Origin of the sequence: Dickeya sp. Secpp 1600, from assembly GCF_003049805.1 — a bacterium.
In the GTDB taxonomy this organism is placed as follows: Bacteria; Pseudomonadota; Gammaproteobacteria; order Enterobacterales; family Enterobacteriaceae; genus Dickeya; species Dickeya fangzhongdai.
The window spans coordinates 2,319,620-2,341,094 of record NZ_CP023484.1 but is presented as its reverse complement, the minus strand read 5'-3'; the positions used below and the strand labels follow the sequence as shown (position 1 = coordinate 2,341,094).

Sequence of the window (21,475 nt, the reverse complement as noted above, 5' to 3'; positions counted from 1 at the left end):
GTCGTTGCACTCTGGTCATTTGAATTTGGATGACGAATTTCCCTGACTGAACACCCCGCCGGGATACGCGCTTTTATTGGCCGCCCACCACTGGTTAGCCGCGGCATGGCTCTTGAACGAGCCAACGTAAGTCCAGTTCCCGCCTGCGGGTTTGACCCAGTAATAGCGATCGCCTTTGAGTTGCAAGGTAGCCGACGGCAATGCCCGATTATCCTGCAACGGCTGACGCGGCTGGCGTTGCGCCTGGCGCTGGGTCGTTGCGGTGTGATGCTGCAGACCGGCATGCTTCATGATGCACCCCGCGGTGAATGGGTTAAGCGAATGGTTTTGTTGTCTTTCTGGAATTCCTGACGGATACCGTTCAGCAGATCGTCACGATGCACAACGCGTTCGTTGCGACGGATGGCTTGCAGCGCGCACTGTCGCAGTACGTTGACGATTTGCCCGCCGGACAGCTCGAAATCTTCGGCGATGCGCGATAAGTCGATATCATCGCCCAGTTCGCACACCCCCCGAAAGGCGTTCTGCCACAGCAGCAGCCGCTCTTGCGGGCCGGGAAGAGCGAACTCCACCATGCTCTGGAAGCGGCGGGTGAAGGCATCATCCATATTGGCCTTCAGGTTGGTGGCCAGAATCACGGTGCCGGGAAAATCCTCAATGCGCTGCAACAAATAACCGGTGAGCTGGTTGGCATGGCGATCGTTGGAGGACTGGGTGACCGTACGCTTGCCGAACAAGGCGTCCGCTTCGTCAAAAAACAGGATCCAGTCTTTGTAACTGGCGGCATCAAATACCCGCGACAGGTTTTTCTCGGTTTCGCCGATGTATTTAGAAACCACCATCGACACGTCCACGCGATACACATCCCGGTCGGTGGCTTTGGCCAGCAACGCGGCGGTAAGGGTTTTTCCCGTCCCCGGCGGGCCGAAAAACAGCGCGCGATAACCGGGTTTGACTTTCTGATCGAGCCGCCACTCCTGCATCAGGGTATCGCCGTAAGACAGCCAGGCGCGGATCTCATTCACCCGGTTCATCACCCGATAGTCCAGAATCAGATCCTCCCAGCATAGCGGCGTCTCCAGCGGATGGGCTGGAAAGCTCATGCTCAGTTCGGGACGCGGATGCTCGCCGGTAATCAGATACGTCAGCCAGCGGTCGCTGAGCCGATAGACGCCGGCCCAGGCAGGCAACGCGGGGTCGGCCGGCAACAGTTCGGTGACCTGCTCCGCCATAAAGCGGTGCCGGGGCGATAGAATATGCATCACCTCCAGCCGCCAGGCCGGATCATTGCCGGCAATCAGGAAATTAAGGGTTTGTCCGGTGGGAATGAACCCGCTGAACGCTTTATCGCTCACCCCGCCGAACTCGCTGAACCCCCGCTCGGTACTCAGGTTCAGCCCGAACAATTTATCCAGCACGTTGGGGCTTAGTGCAGGAGCGATAGTCAGCGCCAGCGCCAGCCGCTCAAACGTATTCAGTTCCCAATTCAGGACCAGATCGGCATACACGCTGCCGTGGTGCTCCAGCCGCGGCGGGGTAATTTCCAGCCAGTGGTTTTCATGCCCTTCATGCTTCAGATAACAGCCAATCACCTGACTAACCACCTGCGACAGCCAGTGCATTTCCCGGTAAAGCGCGGCAATATTGTGCTCGGGTGAAATCATGACCATGACTCCTTATTAACATCCTGCGGCAGCAAACCGAGCTGCATTCATGGCCGGGGCGCGCTCGTGAAAGAACGGCCCGGCATGAACCAACGCCAACGTTACGTCACCTTTGCGGCTTATGCCGCGTAGGCCGCGGCTTTTGCAGCCCCCAATCCAGCCGTCAGTGAATTCAGCAGCACGGTGGCGCTCGCCAGGTCGGCCTGCGCCGTTTCCAACTGCATGTTCGCCATGTTCACGGCCGCCAGCGCGGACTGATAGCTTTCCACCGCCCGTTGGTAGCCTTTCTGGATCAGGGTGAACAGCGCATTATCCTGCTGACTCTGGATAACCTGATTCAGTTGGGCGATATAGATATCTACCTGAATCGTGATATCCACCAGCGCGTCGCTGGATTGCTGATACGCCTGGCGGGCCTGTTCCATTGACTGGTGCGCCTGGATCACCTGCTGTTGCTGTTGGCTCTGCGCCTTGTTGCTGTCCGCCGTTGCCGTTTCGGCCGGCGCACTCATCAAATTGAACTGTTTTTCATACGCTGCCGTTTGGGCGAACTGCGACGCCTGCAGCTTCTGGTTGTCCTGCTGCGCCTGCGTCAACGCCTGCAACGCCCCCTCGACATTGCCGATCGCCTCCAGCACACGGCCGTACAGCGCGCCCGCCTGTGGCGAAGCGTCCTGTTCGCCCACCAGCAGTCGCCGCAATTGCGAAGCCTGCCGGAATTCGAGCGAGGAAATGCTGCCCGCCTCATCCGTCGACGCCGCGGTGGCATAGCTGCTTTGTAGCGCGGTCAGCGTCAATGCTACGGCGCTGTTGGCATCGGTCGTCGCCTGATTCAGCACCGTGACCAAATCATCGGGGATGACATTATTGGCCGCTTTCTGACGGTTAACGAACCCGGACAACTTCTCGATCACGTCCACCGAAAAAATAAGCTGTTCGATCAACACCGCAATATCGTCGGTGGTGTCTTTCACCTTATTACGGCTCTTTTCGGTCTGCTGTTGTACCTGTTGAGAATAGCGCCGCAGCTCTTCCACATTAGCCACCAGCGACTTGGCCTGATTAAGATGAGCGAGAGCGGTATCTTTTTTCGTGTCGGCGTCGCTGAGCAACGACGCAAAATAAGCCTGTTTGGCCGTCAATGCCGTTACCACGGACGTCAATTCGTTGACCCGGTATTGCGCGCTATTAACCTGATTCGTCAGCGCCTCAATCTCGGCATTTTTCTTTTCAGCGATGCCAATTTTCATATTTTTCACGGTATGCGCTCCTCACGGATTAGCTTTCGGTCTGTTGTTCGTTGCTTTCGTCCCCGCCGGCCGGCGCCGCCGTACTGTCGCCGGATGCGCTCACCGCAGGGGGCGTGCTGACGGAAGTCACGTCTTCGCTGCCGGCCAGCGCCACCAGCACCGCGGGCGTTGTCGCCCACAGCGACGACATGGCGCTGGCGTAAGCGTTCTGCGCGACGTTGTCAGAGGGGACGGTGAGCACCACCGGCAGATAGTACATACCGGCGATCAACGGGGAGCCGAAGTTGTCGGTCATGTCATCCGGGATGGGCGCCTCCATAGTGCGAACCACCGCGCCATTGTCGATGTGCGTCGCTTTACAGTAAGCCAGTTGATAGTTGGCGCTGGATACCTGCGCCGCTATGGTCTTGTTGAAGTAGAAATTAATGAAGTTGCCGTTCGCGCTTTTTTCTTCAAACGAATCATCGGTCAGCAGGCCGCCGGTCAACGGCTGCCAGGCCGGCAGCAACATGACGCGAAACGCCTGCGCGCCAATATTGTCGGACTGAATGGTAAACAGGACGGATTTGTTATCCGTACTGAAACCAACGTCTTCCGCTACCGACAACGGTGTCTGCACGTTTACGCTCTGGGACGCGCTGGAAAGAATATTGCTGAAAGAATTGATGTATTTCTGGTAAGGCAGGCTCAGTACCATGTACAGATAGACCACGTAGTCCATGCCCGTGGTGAGCGGGTCGCCGTCAATATCGGTGATAGTCTTCCCATGATCCGGCAGCAGAATGGTGGTTTCATACGGCGCCGCCACCTGAACAAAACGCGATGTGGCATACGCGTTAAACAGCGCTTCTACCTGTTCCAGCTTCACCCCGGCGGATTTGTCCGCCCTGACGACAAACACATGGCAGACGGGGGCGGCATCCGGAATCGCGCCATCGTTTCCCTGATGCACGCCGGAGCCTGCCGGATAGGTTGGGAACGGTTGCGAATACGGGGTGAAACTGGCCGTAATGCCATCCGCCTTATCCGTGACCGCCGCGGTCAGGCCAAAATTGAGCGCCTGATTACTGTCGGTCACGGTTTTCCGGATGGCGTGCATTTCCCGTTTAGCGTCCTCCAGCACGCCCTCAGCCTGCTTTTCAGCCTTACTGGCGCCGGCCACCGCTTTCTGGCCGGTCACCGCCTGCGCCGACAAGGCATCAAACTGGGCATTGGTGGCCGTCAGCAGCGTTTTTAAGACAGACTGGGACTTGGTCGCCTGATTCAGCAGGTCGGTGGCGATAATCTCCGAGCTGGCCGCCGCCGCATCCATCGCCTGTTTCGAAACATACTCCGCATAATTCGCGGTGGTGCGGATGAAACTGTTGGCTTCCAGCGTCTTCTTGTAAATATCGGTGCCATAGCACGCCGCGGCGGCGATATTCAGCGCGCTGCCCAACTCCGCCGCCAGTTTCGAAATCGCTTTGGCGGCCGTCTGGATATTGACGGCGGCCGTGGCGCTATTGGTCACGGTGGTCGCCGTCGCGGTCTGAATCTGCGTGGATGACGACAGCAGATTCGTCAGTAGATTATCGTTTTTGACCCCTTGCTCGCTGATAACCTGGCTGGCGAGAAGTTGCGCGCCGGTGGCCGTCAGGTTCTCGATGGCGTTCAACTGCGCGCCCTGCGCGTAATACAGGCTGTACTGCGCGCTGTACAACTGTGATTGCTGTTGCTGCTGTTGCGTATACAGGGCCGAGAGGGAGTTTCCCACCGTGTCCTGCAAGTTTTCTCTATACGAATTCATAGTCTCACCTTCCCCTTCATTCGTTGATTAACGATTTACGGCACACCGATTCACGGCACATCGACTCACGGCACATCTAAGCAACCCGGCGGTCAGACTGGCCAGGTGACATAAATCGGTTTGTTCATCCACGGTAACCGTACAATGGTGTACGACAGCGATGAGCGGCTGATCAGGATGTCGTACGATCGTCGCGTCACCACCAGTTCCCAGTACTCGCTTTTTTCCGTCAGCGCGCCCTCCCTGACCAGCCAGTTTCCGCGAAAACCCGCCACGGACGTCTTGCCTATCGCCGGCCAATACTGCGCAATGGCCTCAATCAGGCTATGAATGGTGGCGATCTCATCACTACTGATATCGACACCCGCTTCGAGCGGATGCGACAGCGGCAAGCCGCACAACAGTTTGTTCAACGCCAGCTCATGCTCTTCACTATGGCTCTGACCGGTTATCAGATATTGCAGGTAATGCACGGCGGCGCGCTGCGCATCGGCGCTGACAAACGCGTTGTCGCTCACCAGCCGTAACCGCTCGAACAGCGGCCTGATATAGCTCTGCAACAGCACCACGCCGGCATTTCCGACCACCAGCGGCATCGTTTGCGGAGCATCGTCATGGCGTACGGGTTCTGCCGCCCGTGGTCGGGGCAGAGTGCGTGCCGGCGCATCGCCCCGCGCCAGCTCGTCGATCACCGCATCGAGCGCATGGCGCAGGCCGTGCCCGGCGGGCAGCCCCGGTGCACGCAATGCCCGGCGCAACTGGGCACGGCTGCACCCGCCATCGCGCAACAATCGCCAGAACAGTTGCCTGACCAGCGCGTCGGTATCCATGCGCCCGTTGCCGGGCAGCAACCAGACATCCAGCAGGCACGCCAGCAAACACTGTTGCCGCACCGCCTGACTGACCATCGACAACGCCAGCCGCGGCAGTAATGCGCGCAATGCCTGTACGGTCTGTATTGATATAGGTATGTCAGAATGGGCGAGCGCCTCCACCACCGCGCTCAATGACAGATGATTCAGCAGCCGGGTCTTTACCGCGGGTTGCGGATAAAGCGGCCGGACGCACTGTGCGAAATGACGGGGCGCACGCAGCAATAGCGCCATCAGCCAGGTCTGCGCATTGAATGGGATACCGCCCGTCGCCGATGCCGATGCCGGCAACGTTCCATGCGTCAGCCAGCGCGCCAGCACATTTGCCGTATCGGGCCACAGCCAGCAGGACTCGCCGGGAGCCGTCGCGTCCGAACGAGCCCTTTCCTCCGGCACGGCCGATAGCGGCGTCCCGGACGAGTCGCTCGCGTCGCCACTGTTTTTTGGTGACGGTGTCACTAATCGATTGTCGTATTGGTCGTCACGTACTGCCGCCGGCGCGTCAACCACACTCAGCCAGCGGCGCCACAGCGCATCGGTCTTCGCGCCATCTGATGCCGGCGTCGCACCGGTCAGCCGCTGCTGCAACACCGTTGTGATCTCGTGTGGATAAACCGGCTGTTGCCGGCACCAGCGCAACAGCAGCCGCGCCACAAACTCGTCGACATCCGTCAGGCTGCCCGTCAGCGTGCGGTGCGCCAGCCAGTACCTCCGCCATGTTTGACTTAATTGCAGCCAGAACAGCTGGCGAAGACGAAACAGCAAAAAAGCGTCGGAAACCGGTTCGGCACCCACCGAGCGGGACAACGCCTGACGCGTCACGCTGAGCAGGTCACGCCACAGCCGCTCCCGCTGCGCCACGGTACGCCAGGCTGCCGGCAACCCCTCCGCCAGCCACTGCTGGCCTTGCGGCGTCCGGCTCAGCGCCTCCAGCAGCCGGTCGGCCTGCGGATGACTCAGCAGGCTATCCGGTCGGATCGCCGGCATAGCGACCGGACGCGGGCGCGCCAATTCCCCACCGTCGGCCGCAAACGCATTCATGCTACTTTGGGCCGGCGCCGAAGCGCACAGTAAACCCGGCGTTGCCGATGCCTGGCGCCGGCGGGCGGAGTAGTTCAGCAACAGCGGCGCCAGCGCGGCGTCCAGTTGGCCGAAGGTTCTGTCGGCACGGGCATTGTCACGCCACTCGGCGACGATTCTCGCCGCTGGCGCGGCGGTGTGCCGGGACAAGATCGACAGCAGGCGGTGCATCCATCGTCTGGCATTCTGCGGCCCGTCAAGATCGCTCAGCATCGCCTCGACCATCGCCTCCGCCAGTTCCCGCGTCACGCCGACCAGCCACCGCTCCTGCCGCTGCCAAACCTGAAGCGCCGCCAATAACGCCATCGCCGGGGCGCACAGCGTCGCGGACAACGCCGTCATCAACCGCTGCAGGTCGGACAACGTCACGCCGCCGTCCCCCGCCAGCGCGGCAACCAGCCGCTGACTCAGTTGACGATTATCGGCGTGAGTCTGTCGTACCTGCCGCAATACGCTCCGCAGGCGGTCTGACGGGGACGGCATCAACAACACCGCGCGCAGCCCGGCTCGCCCGAACGCGGCCTGAGACGCCCAATCCTGACGGCGCGCGCCGTGCGCCACAGTGCCGTCCCGCAGATAACGACCCAGCGGCTGCCAGAGGCTATCGTCACGCTGCTGCGCGTTCAGCTGTTGTTTTTGCAGTTCATGCAGAATCGCCAGCAGCTCAAAGTGGCCCGGATGCAGTTGCTGTACCGACGCCTGCGTTAGCATCGTCAGCAACAGCGAATAGGCGATACGCGTCCGCTGGCTCAGGGCGAGCAGCGTCTCCTGCACAAACTGACGACGGCTGAAATGGCTGCCGGGGTTCACGAGCAGCCAGGCCAGCGACACGTCCCAGATGAGCCGGGAAGGACGGTGTTGCTGGCGGAGCGACATCTGCGTCCGGGTGACATGCAGCATGATGAAGCGGTGATCCTGAGGCGCCAGCACCTCCACCACCTGCGCCAGTTGCGCCTGATTCAGATGCCGCAGCAGGTGGTCGCGTACCTCGGCGGCGCGCCCTTCCTGCCGCAACAACGCCGCGGCGCGCGCCCGGTCCTGCCCGGCCAGCCGCATCAGCAACTCCGACAGGTGGATGCCTTCGCGCTGTTGCTGCAATATCGCTTCGCGGCGATGCAGCAGGCGCTGCAAATCACCCCATAACCCGCTGTCGTCCGGCGTTTCCGGCCGGGACACGTGCGCCCCCGCCTCGTCTTGCTGTAACCGCACCAGCGCCCGCAGGAACGACGGCGCGACCGCCCCGTCGCGCTGCAACCGGCTGACCGCCCGGCTTAGCTCGGCAATCAGCGTCTGAAAATCCAGTTGATAATGCTGCGCCATCTGCCACAGCGTCGAATGCACGAACTGCTGCGTATTGAACAGCGTGCCGCGATCCACCAACAGGTGCGTCAGGATCCAGTACCAGAGATGGGCGCCAAACCCGCTGTCCTGCCGGCGCACAATGGCATAGCGCTGCTGACTGTCGCGCACCTGATCGGCGTAGCGGCAGATAAAGCGCGCATGCCAGGGCTCCAGCAGCGTGACGGTGCGGCGCAGGCGGTTGTCGCCCCACTGCCACGCGATACGCCGCCGCGCCGCCGCTTCCTGACCGGCGTGCCGTACCAGCGACGTCAGCTGGTGCGGCTGTTCGTCCAGCAATTGGTCCACCAGCGACAGCAGCGATGCGCGCTCGTGGTTCCACCAGGGCGATGTTCCGTGCCGCAGGAACCAGCGCAGCGTTTCCCGCGCCGTCGTATCGGCGTCGGTTGCCGGACCGGCGGGGACGCGCGCAGGCAGACAGCGCACCTGTTGTTGCAAAAACGCCCTGCCCAGCGCCTCTTCCAGCGCGGCCACCAGCCGCTGCGTCAGGGTTTCGTCCAGCGACAGCAGCGGCACGCTCCCCAGATCGACCTCCAGACGCTCGATACGCCAGCGATCTGTCGCCGGGCAATGTGCATCGAAAAACCGGCACAGAATCTCCGGCATGACCTGATGGCTCCATTGGCTCAACGCATTTTGCAGCGCCACCGCGTGCGCTTCCTGATCAAAGCGGGTTTGCCATTCGCAACGCGCAATCACATGGTCGGACACCGTCATGCATCCTCCCGGCCCAAGGCCTGCAACGCGGCCATCAATGCCGATTGCACCGATGACGTCGCCGCCGGCTCTGTGTTCGCCGACTGAGCCTGACTGAGCTGACGCTGTTGATTGAACCAGACGCGATAAGCGTCGATCAGCGCCGCCATTTGCGAGTGGTTTCCACGCGCGACGCGCAGGCCGATATGCGCCGGCCAGTGCAACTGCTGCATGAGCGCCAGCCCATTCAGCAACGCGGGCTGGCCGGTCAGCGCTACGTAATCCGGCAGCGCCAGCGTCGCGCCAAGCCAGCCGCCCGGCGGCGTTAGCGCCGTATCGTCGGTTCCCGTCGGCGCGCCCGCCTCCGGCCGCAACAGGGTATGCTCCACCAACAGCGCCCCCTGCCGGGACTGACTCAGCCAGACCAGTTGATCCACATACTGCTGCACCCCTTCGGCGCGCATCCCCTCCGCCTCACTCGGTAAGTTCAGCACCGGCTGTGCGCCGATCAAGACCGCCAGACCCGACGAACTTTTCCGCACCGAAACATCGCCGGTGATGTGATCGTCATCGGTCGATGGCACGTAGGTCCCCGGCGCCGGCGACGGCAGCCAGGCAAGAAACAGGCGGTCCTGCAACAGTCGCGCCAGCGTAGCGGCCAGCATCCGCAAATGACGGGGCAGCCCCAGCAACAGAGCGCATTTCAGCTCAAATACGCTGACGTCGGCGTACGCCTGCGACGGCAACCTGGCCTGACGCTCCAGCGCCGGCAAGTCCCACTGCCCGTCATGGCGCAATAGCCGTTCGTCATCCCGGGAGGCGGCAATAACTCGCTGATTGCCGTCCTGCCGCAGCACCCCATCAAGGAGGCGCTGACGCCAGATTGCGCCTGACGCCGGGTCGCTATCGTCCGGCGACGCGGGTACCGAATCCAGGTAATGGATCAGCGCGTCACGGTGGTCAAAGCTTCTCTGGTATACCGACATCAACAGAACGCTCACGCTGGCCGGGCACTGATTCAGCCACTGGCGATAGTCTTCGTCGCCCAGTCGATAGCGCCCCGGCGGCGGCAGCGATTGGGCGCGGGTAAAGTCGCACGCCTGCGCCCGGCGGTAGGAAAGCGCCTGTAGATTTTGCAGCCAAATGCTTTTGACGAAGATGCGGCTCTTCAACCTGCCGCCGAACCACTGCAACCCATCGATGATGTCGTTGTAGGCATCGGCGGGCTCGCCATGCCGGGCCAGCAGGTGGCTGAGCATCGCGTCCCGGCGTTGTTCCGCGTCCTCCGTGTTTTCCATCGCCTGCACCAGCCCGTAGTGGTAAGCGTTGAACGGGTCGCGCTGAAAACGTTGCCAGACCAATTCCGCCCGCAGGCGCGGGTCGTCGGGGTCCCCCGGATAGAAATACTGATAGCGCGATTCGCCCTGTAGCAGCGCCTGAACATCCGGCACGTCATACAGCGGCTGGCAGAAAAAAGTACGGATGGCCGGCTCGGCGGGCAGCCCCGCCAGCGGATCCGGTTTTGCCGACGGCGGCAAGGCGTTATCCGGCCGCAGCGTCGGGGTGCGGGTAAAGCTGAACGAAAACAGGTTGCCGAGGTTTGCCAGCTGCGAGAACTGGTTGGCAATCACCTGATCGAACATCAGCAGGTAGCCCTTCAGTTGTCGCGCCTGCGCCACCCGATAGTCCGGCGTATCCGCCTGCAACGAATTCGGCCCGACGGCATAAATGTCTGGAAACGTGTTCTGGATCGAATAGTAGCGCTCGATATCACGATAGCGCCCGGACGGCAGCGGCGGCGCCAGATCAACGCTTGCGTCCACGCTGCTGGCCTGATGCCGCGCATGGAGCTGCGCCAGCGCGTTGAGCGCCGTGATGTTGTCCGGCGGCGCGGCGGCGTTCCCTTGCGGGTTCGCTATCTGCGGGACGAAACGCAGACGGGCGATACAATCCGCGGCGATCGTCAGGCTGGTCACCCCCGGTTGATGGCTGAATTGCCCTTGCTCGACGGCCAACACCCCCGGAATACCGCCGATCAGCACCACGATATCGATCAACTGGATGGTATTCCGTTTACCCGCCGACGCACTGTCGCCGGCCATCCAGCCGTTTTCCATCATCGGGCCGTTGAAGATTGCATCAGGCTCGATGCCCTGCTCCCGCAGTTGTCCATACCCCGACTGCTGTGCCAGCGGGCTGACGTAATCGGCCAGCGCCCGATCGATACGGGCATAAATCTGCTGCGCGTCCGCCTCCGGAGACAGTAATAATCGCCCGTTAATCACCACCGGCTGTTCCTTCAGCAGCGTCGGCGGTAAAAAGTATTCCCCGATATTACGCTGGCTGTTCAACAGGTCATGCACCCGCGTCGCCAGTTGCCGGGCCGCCGGGTCGCCGCCGCCCGGATCGCTATTGGCGATAATCGCCACCTGATACAACCCGGTAGGCTGCTGCTGTTGCATCACCGCGCTGAGATAGAGGTTGTCGACGTCAGGGATGCGATCAAGCACCAGACGCCGATAGTCCTCTTCGGTGATCGGTCCGGTGGTCAGAATCTGTTCCGCGGGGAAGAACTGCCGCGCGTAATCAATCTGGTGATTAGCCTGCGTCAGTACATCCTCAATCGGGAAACTGTTGACGTAACCCAATTCCGTCAAGGCATAGCAGAGCTGTTCCAGAATCGTGACGCCGGGATCGCTGTCGTTGTAGTTGCTCCAGCCATGACCGGCGATGGCCTTGATATGTTTAATCCCTTCCTGTTTGAGGAAGGTGAAGTTCTGCTCCGCCGGCAGCGGCCCGGCATTGATGCTGTTTGCCCCTACCTGTTGGTCTAACGGCAACGGCGCGGCCATATCGCTCATGCATACACCTCCGTCAGCGTGTTTTGCGGCATCGTCACGGCGTCCTGAGTCATTGACGACGCCGACAGCCCGGCACTGCCGGCGCGAATAAAGGTCAGTTGGTGGTCCAGTGCGGACACCAGCACCTGATCTTCGTCGGTTGGCTGCAACAGCGCGTCCTGCGCCGTTGTCCCACCAGACGGCGCCGCCGGAGCCGCGGTTTCAGGATGCGCCGGCGCCAGTTTGCGCAATTGCAGTTGCTGGATCGCCGCCACATCGTCAAAGCGGGTCAGGACGCTCGCCATCGCGGCGCTGCTGACGCCGGTAGCGATCGGGTATTGCGGCTGATCGGCCCGAATCCAGGGCGACAGGAACAGGTTGATGCTCTGCGTCAGCGCCTGCGCCAGATCGTTGGCGTTGGCCGTCGCGCTGATCACCAGCGTGGCGACGACCTGGACCGGTTCCGGGCGCAAATTGCACACGGACGCCTGCGCCATCGCCGACTGCCGGGACGACAGATACGCCAGTATCTGATTCAGCCCCTCACGCGGCACCGCCGGACGGAAAGCGCCCGCCGCACTGGCGTCGTCATATCCCTGCACCACCCCGAGGCGGACCTCGCCCGGCCGCGTCGCACTCAGGTTCTTCACGAAAAACAGGCCGGAATAGGCTTGTCGGGCCAGCAGAGCGCCGTCCCACTGGTTATGCATTCGGTCTTTGGTTTTCAGGCGCTGGCTGACGCGCTGGCGAAACAGCGTGTCGTCTTCCGCCGGGAATCCCCCCGTCGAGTCAAACGGCTGCACGATAGCGGCAATCGCCGGGTTTGCCGTCGCCAGCGCGGTGATGCTGCCGGCCGCCAGCCGCGGCTGCACGCCGGCGGGCAACGTCGTCAGCGTTTGCCGCTGCACCTGCATCCCCTGCGTATTGCAATAGACCACTCGTACCCGCCGCGGCGCAGATTGGGTCAGCAGCAGCCAACCGCGCTGTGGCACTGCGCCGGGAGCGTCGGCCTCGGTAGCCAGCACCGGCGTATCCAGCGCCATATCCGACGGCAGATCCAGCACGATCACCCCCGACGCGCTCAGGCCGCCGGTCTGATCGCTCAGTACGCCGAGCGGCTTCCAGCCCGTCTGGCTCCAGTAATACATCGGTATCGCCGCAGGCGACGATACCGTTTCAACCTCTTGCGCCAGTTCGATAAACAGGCTGAGACGACAGGGCGGCGCCACCGCCGTCAATGGCATGAAGACCGCGCAAGCCGCCTGACAGACCCCTTGATACAGCGCCAGCCCCGGCGTTGCTGTCGCCGCGCCCGGCTGTAACGCGACATCGGCGAGATTGACCTGCGGCGCCGTTGCGCCTGTCGACTGGCTGAAATAGCGATAACTCGTCAGCGTACCGAGATGCACCAGCGTAAATGCCTGCGTCAGCGTCTGTGGCTGAGTAAAATCCAGCGTCTGCCGGGCCCGATAGCTGGCAAGCACCTGGGTGACCTTCGGCGCCCACGGCGGATTCGGCATCGCCGTGGTGTCGCCTTTACCCCAAAACGACATCAGCGCTTTGGCGTTTTCCAGGCTAATGTCGGCTACCAGTTGCGGGTACATGCCAAACCCAAAAGCGGGCGACGGCGCGCTGATCGTCATGCGCATCTGGGGCGACGGTATCGCCGCCGTGGCGTCGTCCGCAGGCGTGCGCCACGCTATCCCCGTCGGGAAACGGAAACTGAAGGTGCTGGTGGACGCGTTGGCGTTTACCTTGCCCGTCTGCGTCTGGGCAAACAGGCCGCCGGTCGTCTGAACCGCGTCATCCGAAAAACGCCGGGTCGGGTGCCAGAACCACTGCAGAATCCGCTGGAGCCATGAACGGCGTTTGGGCGGCAGCGGCAGCGGAACGTCATCGGCAGGCGGCGCTATCGTCAGGATGGCCGGTTGCGTTTGCCATCCCGTCGCCGTGTCGGCCTGCCAGTCGACCTGAAACGCGGTATTGCTGAATGTGGTGGCGCTGCCGCCGTGTTTATCGAGCCAGCGGTTATACGCGGCGTAGTACTGGCTTAAATCGGTCGGCGGGTGGTCCCAGAAAAATTGCAGGCTCAGCTGCGTCAGCGGCTGGCTGAACACGTCGGGCGCGCTCAGGCAGCAACGGTCGCCGAGCGCGGGCGTCGGCCCGAACACGGCCATCGGCTTACCGGCCGGCAGCGGCGCGCCGTCGTTGAGCAAGGTCACCGCCGGGCTTTGATTCACCGCGACCGCGATCTGCAACGTCAGCAACCGCGGCGCGTGTTGCAAATCGACCGTCGGCGGCAGCCATAACCGGCAATAAGGCAACGCGGTATCAAAGGCTGAAGATGGCGCCACGGCAAACGCCGCCACCGCCGGGAATGCTTCGTCCAGCGTCACGACCACGCTTATCTGCGCGGGCGTGTCCCCCTGCCGCCAGCGGCAATGCGCGGTGACATCCAGCCAGTGTTGCGCGCTGCTGAGCGCGACGGCCGCCTGTTGGTACGCGGCCACGTCGACGGGCTGGTCCAGCGTGAGCGTGAGCGTCAGTACGCGCTCGCCGGCGCTGAGGCAAAACATCGGGCTGGCGAATGCCAGTCCTTGCGTTCGCGCCTGAACGCCGTTGCCCCCAAACCAGTCGCTGGCAAGGATGTGGCGATGCGAATCGCGCCGGACCTGCGTGCTGTCGGGGAGCGTATCGACATAAAGTTGTTTGTCGCCGCTCTCGCCCGGCGCGTAATAACTGTTGATCACCGCGCCCAGACGTATCCCGTTGATCTCGGTGTCTTGCGTACTGGTAAAGGTTATCGGACGCTGGTCGGCGGCGGTCCCGGCGAGAAACGCGGTGCCGGCCGCTATCGTCACCGGCGCCTGCCCGGCGACGAGCGTCAGGCAGAGGAAGGTCTGATCCGGCTCCGCCGGGCGCGGCAGCTGCTGTAACAGCGTCCGGTAATAAAAATCGAGATGGCGGCGACTGAAACTGTTCAGCCCGGTCTGAGAGAACTGCAGGAGCCGGTTGAAGGCGATGACCAACGCCGTATCAGGAAAATCGTTCTGCTGGTCGCACAGGGCATAAAATGCATCTTTGGCGCTGGTGATGACCTGCATAAAGAACGAAAACACCTGATGATAGAGCGTTTCGAGCAGCGATAGCGCCGCCAGCATTGACGCCGGACGCGCGATTTGCGGGCCGCGGTTCTGCCATAATTCGCCGAATTGACCGACATCCGGCGTCGTCAGCGTCCAGCCCGGCCGCGCCTCCGCCAGATAACGCTGCGCGCTGATGCGCTGCCACAGGCATTCGGACAGCGATTGCGGGATAGCCTCCAGCACAAACTGGCGCAGCGGGTAGGCCGCCGCGCTCTGCGATAAATACACGCCCCAGGTGTTGATGTGCCCGAACATCGTATCCAGCAGCAGCAACAGCTGGTGAACGGCCTCGGCGCGGTTGTCGGGCGTGTCTTCCGGCCCGGCCTGACGGTTTAGCAGGCTGAGTTTGTACTGCGACAGCGGGCGCTGTAACTGACTGAAGCGAAAATGCAGCGGCTGATACGGCGTTTTACTGATCACCGCCAGCAGGATGGCCGGGTCTTTCAGCATCAGGGCGCGCCAGTTTCCCGCCGCCTGATTCCGGGCATCATAGAACACGACCAGATCGGCGATAGCCGCGGCAAACGCCAGGCGATCGCGCATATCACGATCGTCTATCGCGAGGCTGTCCGGATCCAGGCGGCGATTGATCTCGCCAAGCAACGTGTCGCTGTCAACGCTGGTGCGCACCCTGCTGCTCCACTGTCAGATTGGTCCCTTCAAGCAGAGAAAACGGGAACACATGATTGTGCCGCGTATTGGTCTGCCTGATGATGTAATCGATATGAATCGCCACCATCGAGGCTGGCTCGGGCAGGAACGTGACCTCCACAGACGCGACGCTGATGCGCGGCTCATCGTTCAGCAACGTGGTCCGCACCGACTGCGCGATTTCATTTTGTAGCGTCGCGTCCGGATAGCGAAACAGGAAGCTGCGCAGTTCGCTGCCGAAATAGGGCAGCAGGCTGCGCTCCCCGCGCTGCGTCTGTAAAATCAGGTCGATGGACTGGTTGATGTTGGCTTCGGCGCTATTCATCGCCACCTGCCGGACCGCCCCGGAAAATACCGGGGGAAACTGCCAGCCGCGGCCGAGAAAGTGACTGTCGTCCATCCGCTATCCTCCGATAATCACCGTAAAATCCCCCAGCATGAGACTGCCGCCGTGCGCGGTGCTGTCGCCTATCCGCGCCGCGGGCATCCCGCCGATCAGCACGGTGGCTGACCCTTTGATAATGCTGTCCGGCGGCCCGACGCACACCAGCATGTCGCCCACTCTGGCGGCGGGCAGCTTGCCGATCAGCACGGTTGGACATCCCGGCCCGACAACCGGCCCGCCCACATGGGGTATCGGCGGCAATCCCGGCGTAACCATTGGGCACTGGTGAAAGTCAGTCAGTCTTGCTGCTGGCGGCATCGCATCCTCTCCTTTATCGGTTGATCATCATCGAGCAGTTTCACCATTGTTCAGTTTCACCATCGATCAGTTGATCATCACCACGGCGCCTTTGAGGGTCAGCTCGGCGCCGCCCTGAACTTCGGCGGTGGCGCTACCTTTGGCGTTAAACGACATATCGGCGCTGGCGTTAACGTTCAGACCGGAGACTTTCACATCCCCTGACGACGCCTGAACCGTCACCCCCAGATTGCCTTTGATATTGACCTTCTGATCGGCCTGAATATTGATGGTGGACGGGCTTTTGATATCGATGCCGGACGACGACATCGTGATGGCATTGTTGTGCTGGTCGGTGATGCTGATTTGCTGTTTTTTATCATCCAGCACAATGACGTTATTGCCCTTCGTGGTGATCGTCATGATGCTGTCCTTGTCATCGAAAACGATGCGCAGCTCGCTCTTCGTCACGATCGCTTTCTTGCTGTTTTCCGCGTTCGGGGTCAGTTCGCTGTAGGGTTTGCGGTTAGCGCTGTACACACTCCCGAGGATGATCGGGAAACGCGGGTCCTGATTAAGGAAACCGACAATCACTTCATCCCCGACTTCGGGCAGAAAAAAAGCCCCCACGCCGCTGCTGGAATAAAAATTCGCCAGCCGCGCCCACAGCCCCTTTCCGCCGTCATTGAACAGCGGCAACTCGACCAGAATGCGGTAAGCGTTATCGGGATCCTGATCAGTCTTCTTAACGGTGGCGTTGTACAGCCCTTCAACGCCGGGCAGCAGCCCCGCCGCCGACGGCGCCATGACATCGTGCTCCTGCACGAACCACAGCGGCGATAGCCCCAGATCCGCGCAGGTAAACCAGTTACCGTCGGCGTAATCGTGTTCGATACCGGAAACAAAATAATCGCCGTCAAACCGGCTACCCATGCCGCTGATGGTCAGGTAGTTCCCGGCGGTCACGGCGGCATCGCCCTGAAAGCGAACCTCGCCGGTGATCTTGGCCAGCTCGCTCTTGAGCATTTGCGCTTTGGACCACTGCGTCAGGGCGTCGTTATCCAGCGCGGCCGTGGTCTGCAAGGCGAAATCAGACAACCCCACCACGCCGGACAGCGTTTTGCTGCTGAGATTGCCCGGCCCGGCCAGGGAATTGGCGGCGGTGGCGGAAATGCATTGCTGGCTCTTGTCGTCCCACGCGCTGGCCTTGACCTGCGCCAGCTGGGTCACGGCGTTAAGCCCGGCGCTGAAATGGTAAAGCCCGGCGCCGTAGGTCACCGTCAACACCGACTGGGTGTTTGCCGTGGGCGAGAAAACCGACACCGTCCCGTTCAGGGTGCTCACCACCAGCCCGTTCACCTCGGCGCGGCTCAGCATGAAGTCCCAGTCGCTGCAGTAGTACTGCACCAGTTCCGGCAGCGTCGCCGTCGTGCTGGTGATTTTTTTGCTCAGACCATACTGACCAATCAGCGTACTCATCACATCGCTGTCGGTTTTATTCTGATAAGCGGCGCTTTTGCGCCCCACGCTCATCTTGATCGCGCTATCGCGGCACTCAACCACCAGCAGCGGACCGACGCCGGGATTCACCTGCAAGGATTGCCGGGTGACGATGCCGGAGAACACCTTTTTATTGGTGCTGTCATACCCCAGGTTGATCACGATTTCCGCCCCCGGCACAAACGTTGACGAGGCGCTCACGGTGAAATTTTCCTGCGAGGCGCTGCTGTCCAGAATTTCCAGCGTGGCGCGGCTAATGTGATTGATTCGCTGCTGTATCTGAATGCGGCGGACCTGATAGTCCCCCGGAATCGCCGTACCGTTGGCGGTAATCTCGTGCGTCGCGACTCCGCCTGACGTCGCTCCGCCGCTCATGCGTCACCTCCACGCTTGAGCGGCGGCACGCGCAGCTGTAGCCCGGCGGGCAGCGAGCGGATCTTGTCGAGTTGATTGAACGCCGCCAACTGGACATAGCATTCCGGATCGCGATAAATCATCTGGCTGATTTGCGGCAGGCTGTCGCCATCGACCACATCGACCCGGTGGGTCAGATCCGGCGATTTTTTGTCCTCCTGCTTCGCGGCGGTGGCCGGGTCAAGATAGGAAGTGAACTGCAGCGACACCCTGGCGCGCAGCGCCGTGCCGTCAGGTCGGAAAAAGGTATAGGTGGTGTCGAACCCCTGTAGCACGCCTTTGAACGACAGCCCCTGTCCCCAATAGATGACCACGTAGTTGGGGCGGTGAATATTGCCGTTGTAGTCGTACACCACCTTCTTCAACTGGGTCATTTCTTTGGTTAAATCCGTGCGCGTACTGTCGACCACGCCGGTACAGTCGAGCACCATCTCAAAGCTCAGCTGTTCCCCGAGCGTGGCGCGATATTTGGACGACAGTTTGCCGCTGCCCGGGGCTTGTTCTTCGTTATAACTGACGCTGCGGTTGATTCGGACTTGTTCAGGGTTGAGCATCACCACGAACTCGCCGCCGGCGACCTTGCTGGTGAACTTTTCATCACTGTAGGCCACCATCCGCATTTTCTTTAATCCGCCCATCGCACCCTTCCTGCCTCAGTTACTTTTCCATTCCGCGTGTTTTTTACGCGTGTTTTCATCGGCGCTGGTTGGCTCACGCACGGTGACTGGCGTTACACGCCGGTCACCGCTCCAGCGGGTGATGCCGCTCCCGCTTTTCCAACTGCCGCAGGCACTCCTGGACAATGCGCTGCTTAAGCGCCTGCAACTGCGCCGGATCCAGTTCGGCGGCCGCCGTCGTGTTCTGGCTCTGGATGTCGGTTTTAATCACCAACTCGCGGATTTCCACAGGCATGGTCAGTCATCTCCCAGTGAAAGGGTTTCAAAATTGGGCATTTCGAAGTACTGGTAGGCGAACTCCAGCGTTTCAATAAATATTTCACTTTCCTGCGACTTCAGGCTGCTGCCGGACCACTTCACCGGATAGGCGGCGATAAAATTCCAGTCCATGCTGACGTTGCCGTTTTCATTCAGCAGCCAGACCTTGATATCGCGGGTTTTGATCGGTGCGGACACGCCGTTGTCCAGCGTGTCCTTCACCCAACTAATCAACGCCGATTCCGCATTGAGCACGCCGCGCCGCAGGACCAGATTCTGAAACGTCGTGTGGGCGGGCAGCCGATACTTAAACCGGTTCTCCCCGCCGCACACCACCTCTTCAATCCCCATTTCTTTGCTCAGCCCGCTGACTTCCTGAAAGGCAGCATCGTTGCTGCCCATGCCGGAAATCGAAACACTGAAGTAAAAGCTGGTTTGCAGGTTAAGAGCCATTGGTCACAAGCAATTGTTCATGGGCGATTTCCAGGGTATCCACCGCCACTTCATTGGCGTCGGACTTCAGATCGGTGCCGGTGATTTTGGTCGGCCAGGCATTGTTCAATTGCCATTGCATGGTGACCGCGCCATTTTCATCCAGCAGTTTGATCAGCACCGTCCGCCGTTTGACGGTGTTCATCTCGATTTCGTCCATCCATTTCCAGAAGTTGTTGTCGTTGACAAACACGCCGCGCTTCATCGTGATGTTGCCGAACTTCGCAATCCCCGGCATTTTGATGGTCGAGAACAAGGTACTGTTGCTGTGACGGTACTCAATCACCTGAACCTCTTTGTCCATACCGGACACTTCCTGAAACGCCACCCCTTTCAATTCCGAGCCGAGATCGACCTCAAACCGAAATTTGGGCATCGGCCATGTGCTGCCTTCTTTGCTGCCGTCATCTGCCATGAGCATGCTCCTTAACAGTTGCTAATCAATGTGTTGAATAGAGTGAACCCCACAACCGGACTTAGCCCGACTTCGCCATTTCCTGCTCAAAGGTGATCACGAGGAATTCCGCCGGCCGGACGATCGCCACCTTGACCGTCACATTCAGGAAGCCGTTCAGCAGGTCATCGCCGGTCATGGTCGAGCCCAGCCCGCAGAGCACCTGAAACGCATCGGCCGCCGACGCCCCCTGCAAACCGCCCTCTTTCCAGATAGACGTCAGGAAGCTGATGATCTCGCTGCGGACCGCCGCCCAGGTATTGGCGTTATTGGGTTCAAACACATAGGCGCGCGCCGCGAGTTTGACCGACTGCTCCAGAAAGGTCATGGTTCGGCGCACCGACACATAGCGCCAGTCCTGACTGTTGCCATCGAGCGTTCGGGCGCCCCAGATCAAAATGCCTTGCCCGTTGAAAAAGCGGATCGCGTTGATCGATTTGCCCGACACCGCATTCACATTGAGATCCGCCTGCTGGGCATCCGTCAGGCGGATCGGCAGGTGCGCGGCCCCGACGATGCTGGTGTTCGCTGGGGCGTGCCAGACGCCGTTCAGGTTATCGTTAACGGTGTAGACGCCGGCCACCGCGCCGCTGGGCGGCAGTATGTTCGCGCTGGTCAACACGTGATTGATGATTTGCGAGTAGGTCTGCGACGCGTTGAGCAATGCCGCATTCAACTGCGAGTTGGTCATCGGATTGGTGGCGGGCGGGGTTTCAATCATGCCGATGATCTTGGCGACGACGGCATTCGGCGCCGACGGCGGATTCAGGATCGGCGCCAGTTGCTTGATATCGCCGCCAAACAGGTTGGTGAAGTTGATATCGCTGCTCTGCATGATCGTGGTGCCCACGAACGGGTAATAGGCAGCCCCGTAATTCAGCCCGTTCGATCCGGTGTTATTGCGGAACGTTTCAATATCGTTGGTGTACATGATGGGGTCTGGCGCATTGCCGCCAATGATATCGAACAGGCAAACCGCGGTTTGCAGCTCCGCCGCCTGCAGCAACATGCTCTGCATCAGCGTGCCGTTGTCATCCACCGACAGCAGCGTCGCTTCCGGGCAGATATAGATGGTCGGCTCTTGCTCGTTTTGCAACAACGCCAGCCCCCGTTGCAGATCCGCCAGCGTCACGTTCGGGTTAACGAGCGGCGCGCCGACATCGCCCGCTTTGCCGCTGGAAGCGCCATAGGTGCCGACGGACACGATATACGCATCGCCCCCGCCGTTCTGGTAAAACAGCCGGATGCTGTTATAGAGGTAATAGACCGTATTCGGGTCTGGCACAATAGAATAGTAACTGCCGTTCAGCAGCAGATACTCTCCCTGAGCAGGCTGGCTCTTCTGCTCTACCAGATAGTATTCCGGGTTGTATTGTGACGCGGGATCCGCCGGCGGCGCCGGATTCGGATTCATGTAGATGGCCTGAAATTCGGCAAAGGACGTGATCTTCTGCGCCTTGTTATAGTATGACTTGCCCTGATATTCCGCATTGGGTGTGTAGCCGATGAAGGCCGGAACCGCTGTGGCGACAGGGACCACAGAGTTCGGAAACGCATTCAGCTCATTGATGTACACACCCGGAGTTTTGATGTTGGATGCTAGCATGTCGTGGTTTTCCTTTGGTTCACTGAGTGAAATTCCTGTACTTCATTG

15 protein-coding genes are annotated in these 21,475 nt (G+C 60.8%); all 15 read right to left on the bottom strand.

The annotated features are described in order from the left end of the window. Positions 1 to 15 precede the first annotated feature (15 nt). Entirely contained in the window at positions 16 to 291 is a 276-nt protein-coding gene (locus CPA59_RS10505) for a hypothetical protein (RefSeq protein ID WP_107759276.1), read from the bottom strand. Then, on the bottom strand, positions 288 to 1,664 hold the full coding sequence (locus CPA59_RS10500; RefSeq protein WP_049853930.1) for an ATP-binding protein: 1,377 nt from the start codon (positions 1,662 to 1,664) through the stop codon (positions 288 to 290). The genes CPA59_RS10505 and CPA59_RS10500 overlap by 4 nt, the downstream gene beginning before the upstream one ends. Positions 1,665 to 1,783: 119 nt before the next feature. Beyond that, positions 1,784 to 2,923, bottom strand: a complete 1,140-nt coding sequence (locus CPA59_RS10495; RefSeq protein ID WP_107759274.1) for a hypothetical protein — start codon at positions 2,921 to 2,923, stop codon at positions 1,784 to 1,786. A gap of 19 nt (positions 2,924 to 2,942) precedes the next feature. Continuing rightward, on the bottom strand, positions 2,943 to 4,700 hold the full coding sequence (locus CPA59_RS10490) for a hypothetical protein (protein WP_107759271.1): 1,758 nt from the start codon (positions 4,698 to 4,700) through the stop codon (positions 2,943 to 2,945). A 92-nt stretch (positions 4,701 to 4,792) separates the two neighbouring features. Continuing rightward, entirely contained in the window at positions 4,793 to 8,728 is a 3,936-nt protein-coding gene (locus CPA59_RS10485; protein WP_107759269.1) for a contractile injection system tape measure protein, read from the bottom strand. Beyond that, on the bottom strand, positions 8,725 to 11,568 hold the full coding sequence (locus tag CPA59_RS10480; RefSeq protein ID WP_107759267.1) for a hypothetical protein: 2,844 nt from the start codon (positions 11,566 to 11,568) through the stop codon (positions 8,725 to 8,727). Before CPA59_RS10480 ends, CPA59_RS10485 begins: the two co-directional genes overlap by 4 nt. After that, entirely contained in the window at positions 11,565 to 15,323 is a 3,759-nt protein-coding gene (locus CPA59_RS10475) for a baseplate J/gp47 family protein (protein WP_107759265.1), read from the bottom strand. Before CPA59_RS10475 ends, CPA59_RS10480 begins: the two co-directional genes overlap by 4 nt. Further along, on the bottom strand, positions 15,307 to 15,744 hold the full coding sequence (locus tag CPA59_RS10470) for a GPW/gp25 family protein (protein ID WP_107759263.1): 438 nt from the start codon (positions 15,742 to 15,744) through the stop codon (positions 15,307 to 15,309). The genes CPA59_RS10475 and CPA59_RS10470 overlap by 17 nt, the downstream gene beginning before the upstream one ends. 3 nt (positions 15,745 to 15,747) lie before the next feature. Continuing rightward, positions 15,748 to 16,047 (bottom strand): PAAR domain-containing protein, encoded by a 300-nt coding sequence (locus CPA59_RS10465; protein ID WP_038659106.1) that lies wholly within the window; start codon positions 16,045 to 16,047, stop codon positions 15,748 to 15,750. A gap of 66 nt (positions 16,048 to 16,113) precedes the next feature. Further along, the gene (vgrG, locus tag CPA59_RS10460; RefSeq protein ID WP_107759261.1) at positions 16,114 to 17,901 is read right to left on the bottom strand and encodes a type VI secretion system tip protein VgrG; all 1,788 of its coding nucleotides are present in this window, start codon (positions 17,899 to 17,901) and stop codon (positions 16,114 to 16,116) included. Beyond that, entirely contained in the window at positions 17,898 to 18,578 is a 681-nt protein-coding gene (locus tag CPA59_RS10455) for a hypothetical protein (protein ID WP_082170931.1), read from the bottom strand. The genes vgrG and CPA59_RS10455 overlap by 4 nt, the downstream gene beginning before the upstream one ends. A 103-nt stretch (positions 18,579 to 18,681) precedes the next feature. Next, positions 18,682 to 18,852 (bottom strand): DUF5908 family protein, encoded by a 171-nt coding sequence (locus CPA59_RS22865; protein WP_157987320.1) that lies wholly within the window; start codon positions 18,850 to 18,852, stop codon positions 18,682 to 18,684. Between the two features lie 2 nt (positions 18,853 to 18,854). After that, positions 18,855 to 19,328 carry a phage tail protein gene (locus tag CPA59_RS10450; RefSeq protein ID WP_038918917.1) on the bottom strand — a complete coding sequence of 158 codons (474 nt, stop codon included), beginning with the start codon at positions 19,326 to 19,328 and terminating at the stop codon, positions 18,855 to 18,857. Further along, the gene (locus tag CPA59_RS10445) at positions 19,318 to 19,782 is read right to left on the bottom strand and encodes a phage tail protein (protein ID WP_038659115.1); all 465 of its coding nucleotides are present in this window, start codon (positions 19,780 to 19,782) and stop codon (positions 19,318 to 19,320) included. The genes CPA59_RS10450 and CPA59_RS10445 overlap by 11 nt, the downstream gene beginning before the upstream one ends. A 61-nt stretch (positions 19,783 to 19,843) precedes the next feature. Beyond that, positions 19,844 to 21,427: a phage tail sheath C-terminal domain-containing protein gene (locus CPA59_RS10440; protein WP_038918916.1), complete on the bottom strand. Its 1,584-nt coding sequence runs from the start codon at positions 21,425 to 21,427 to the stop codon at positions 19,844 to 19,846. Between the last annotated feature and the right edge of the window lie 48 nt (positions 21,428 to 21,475).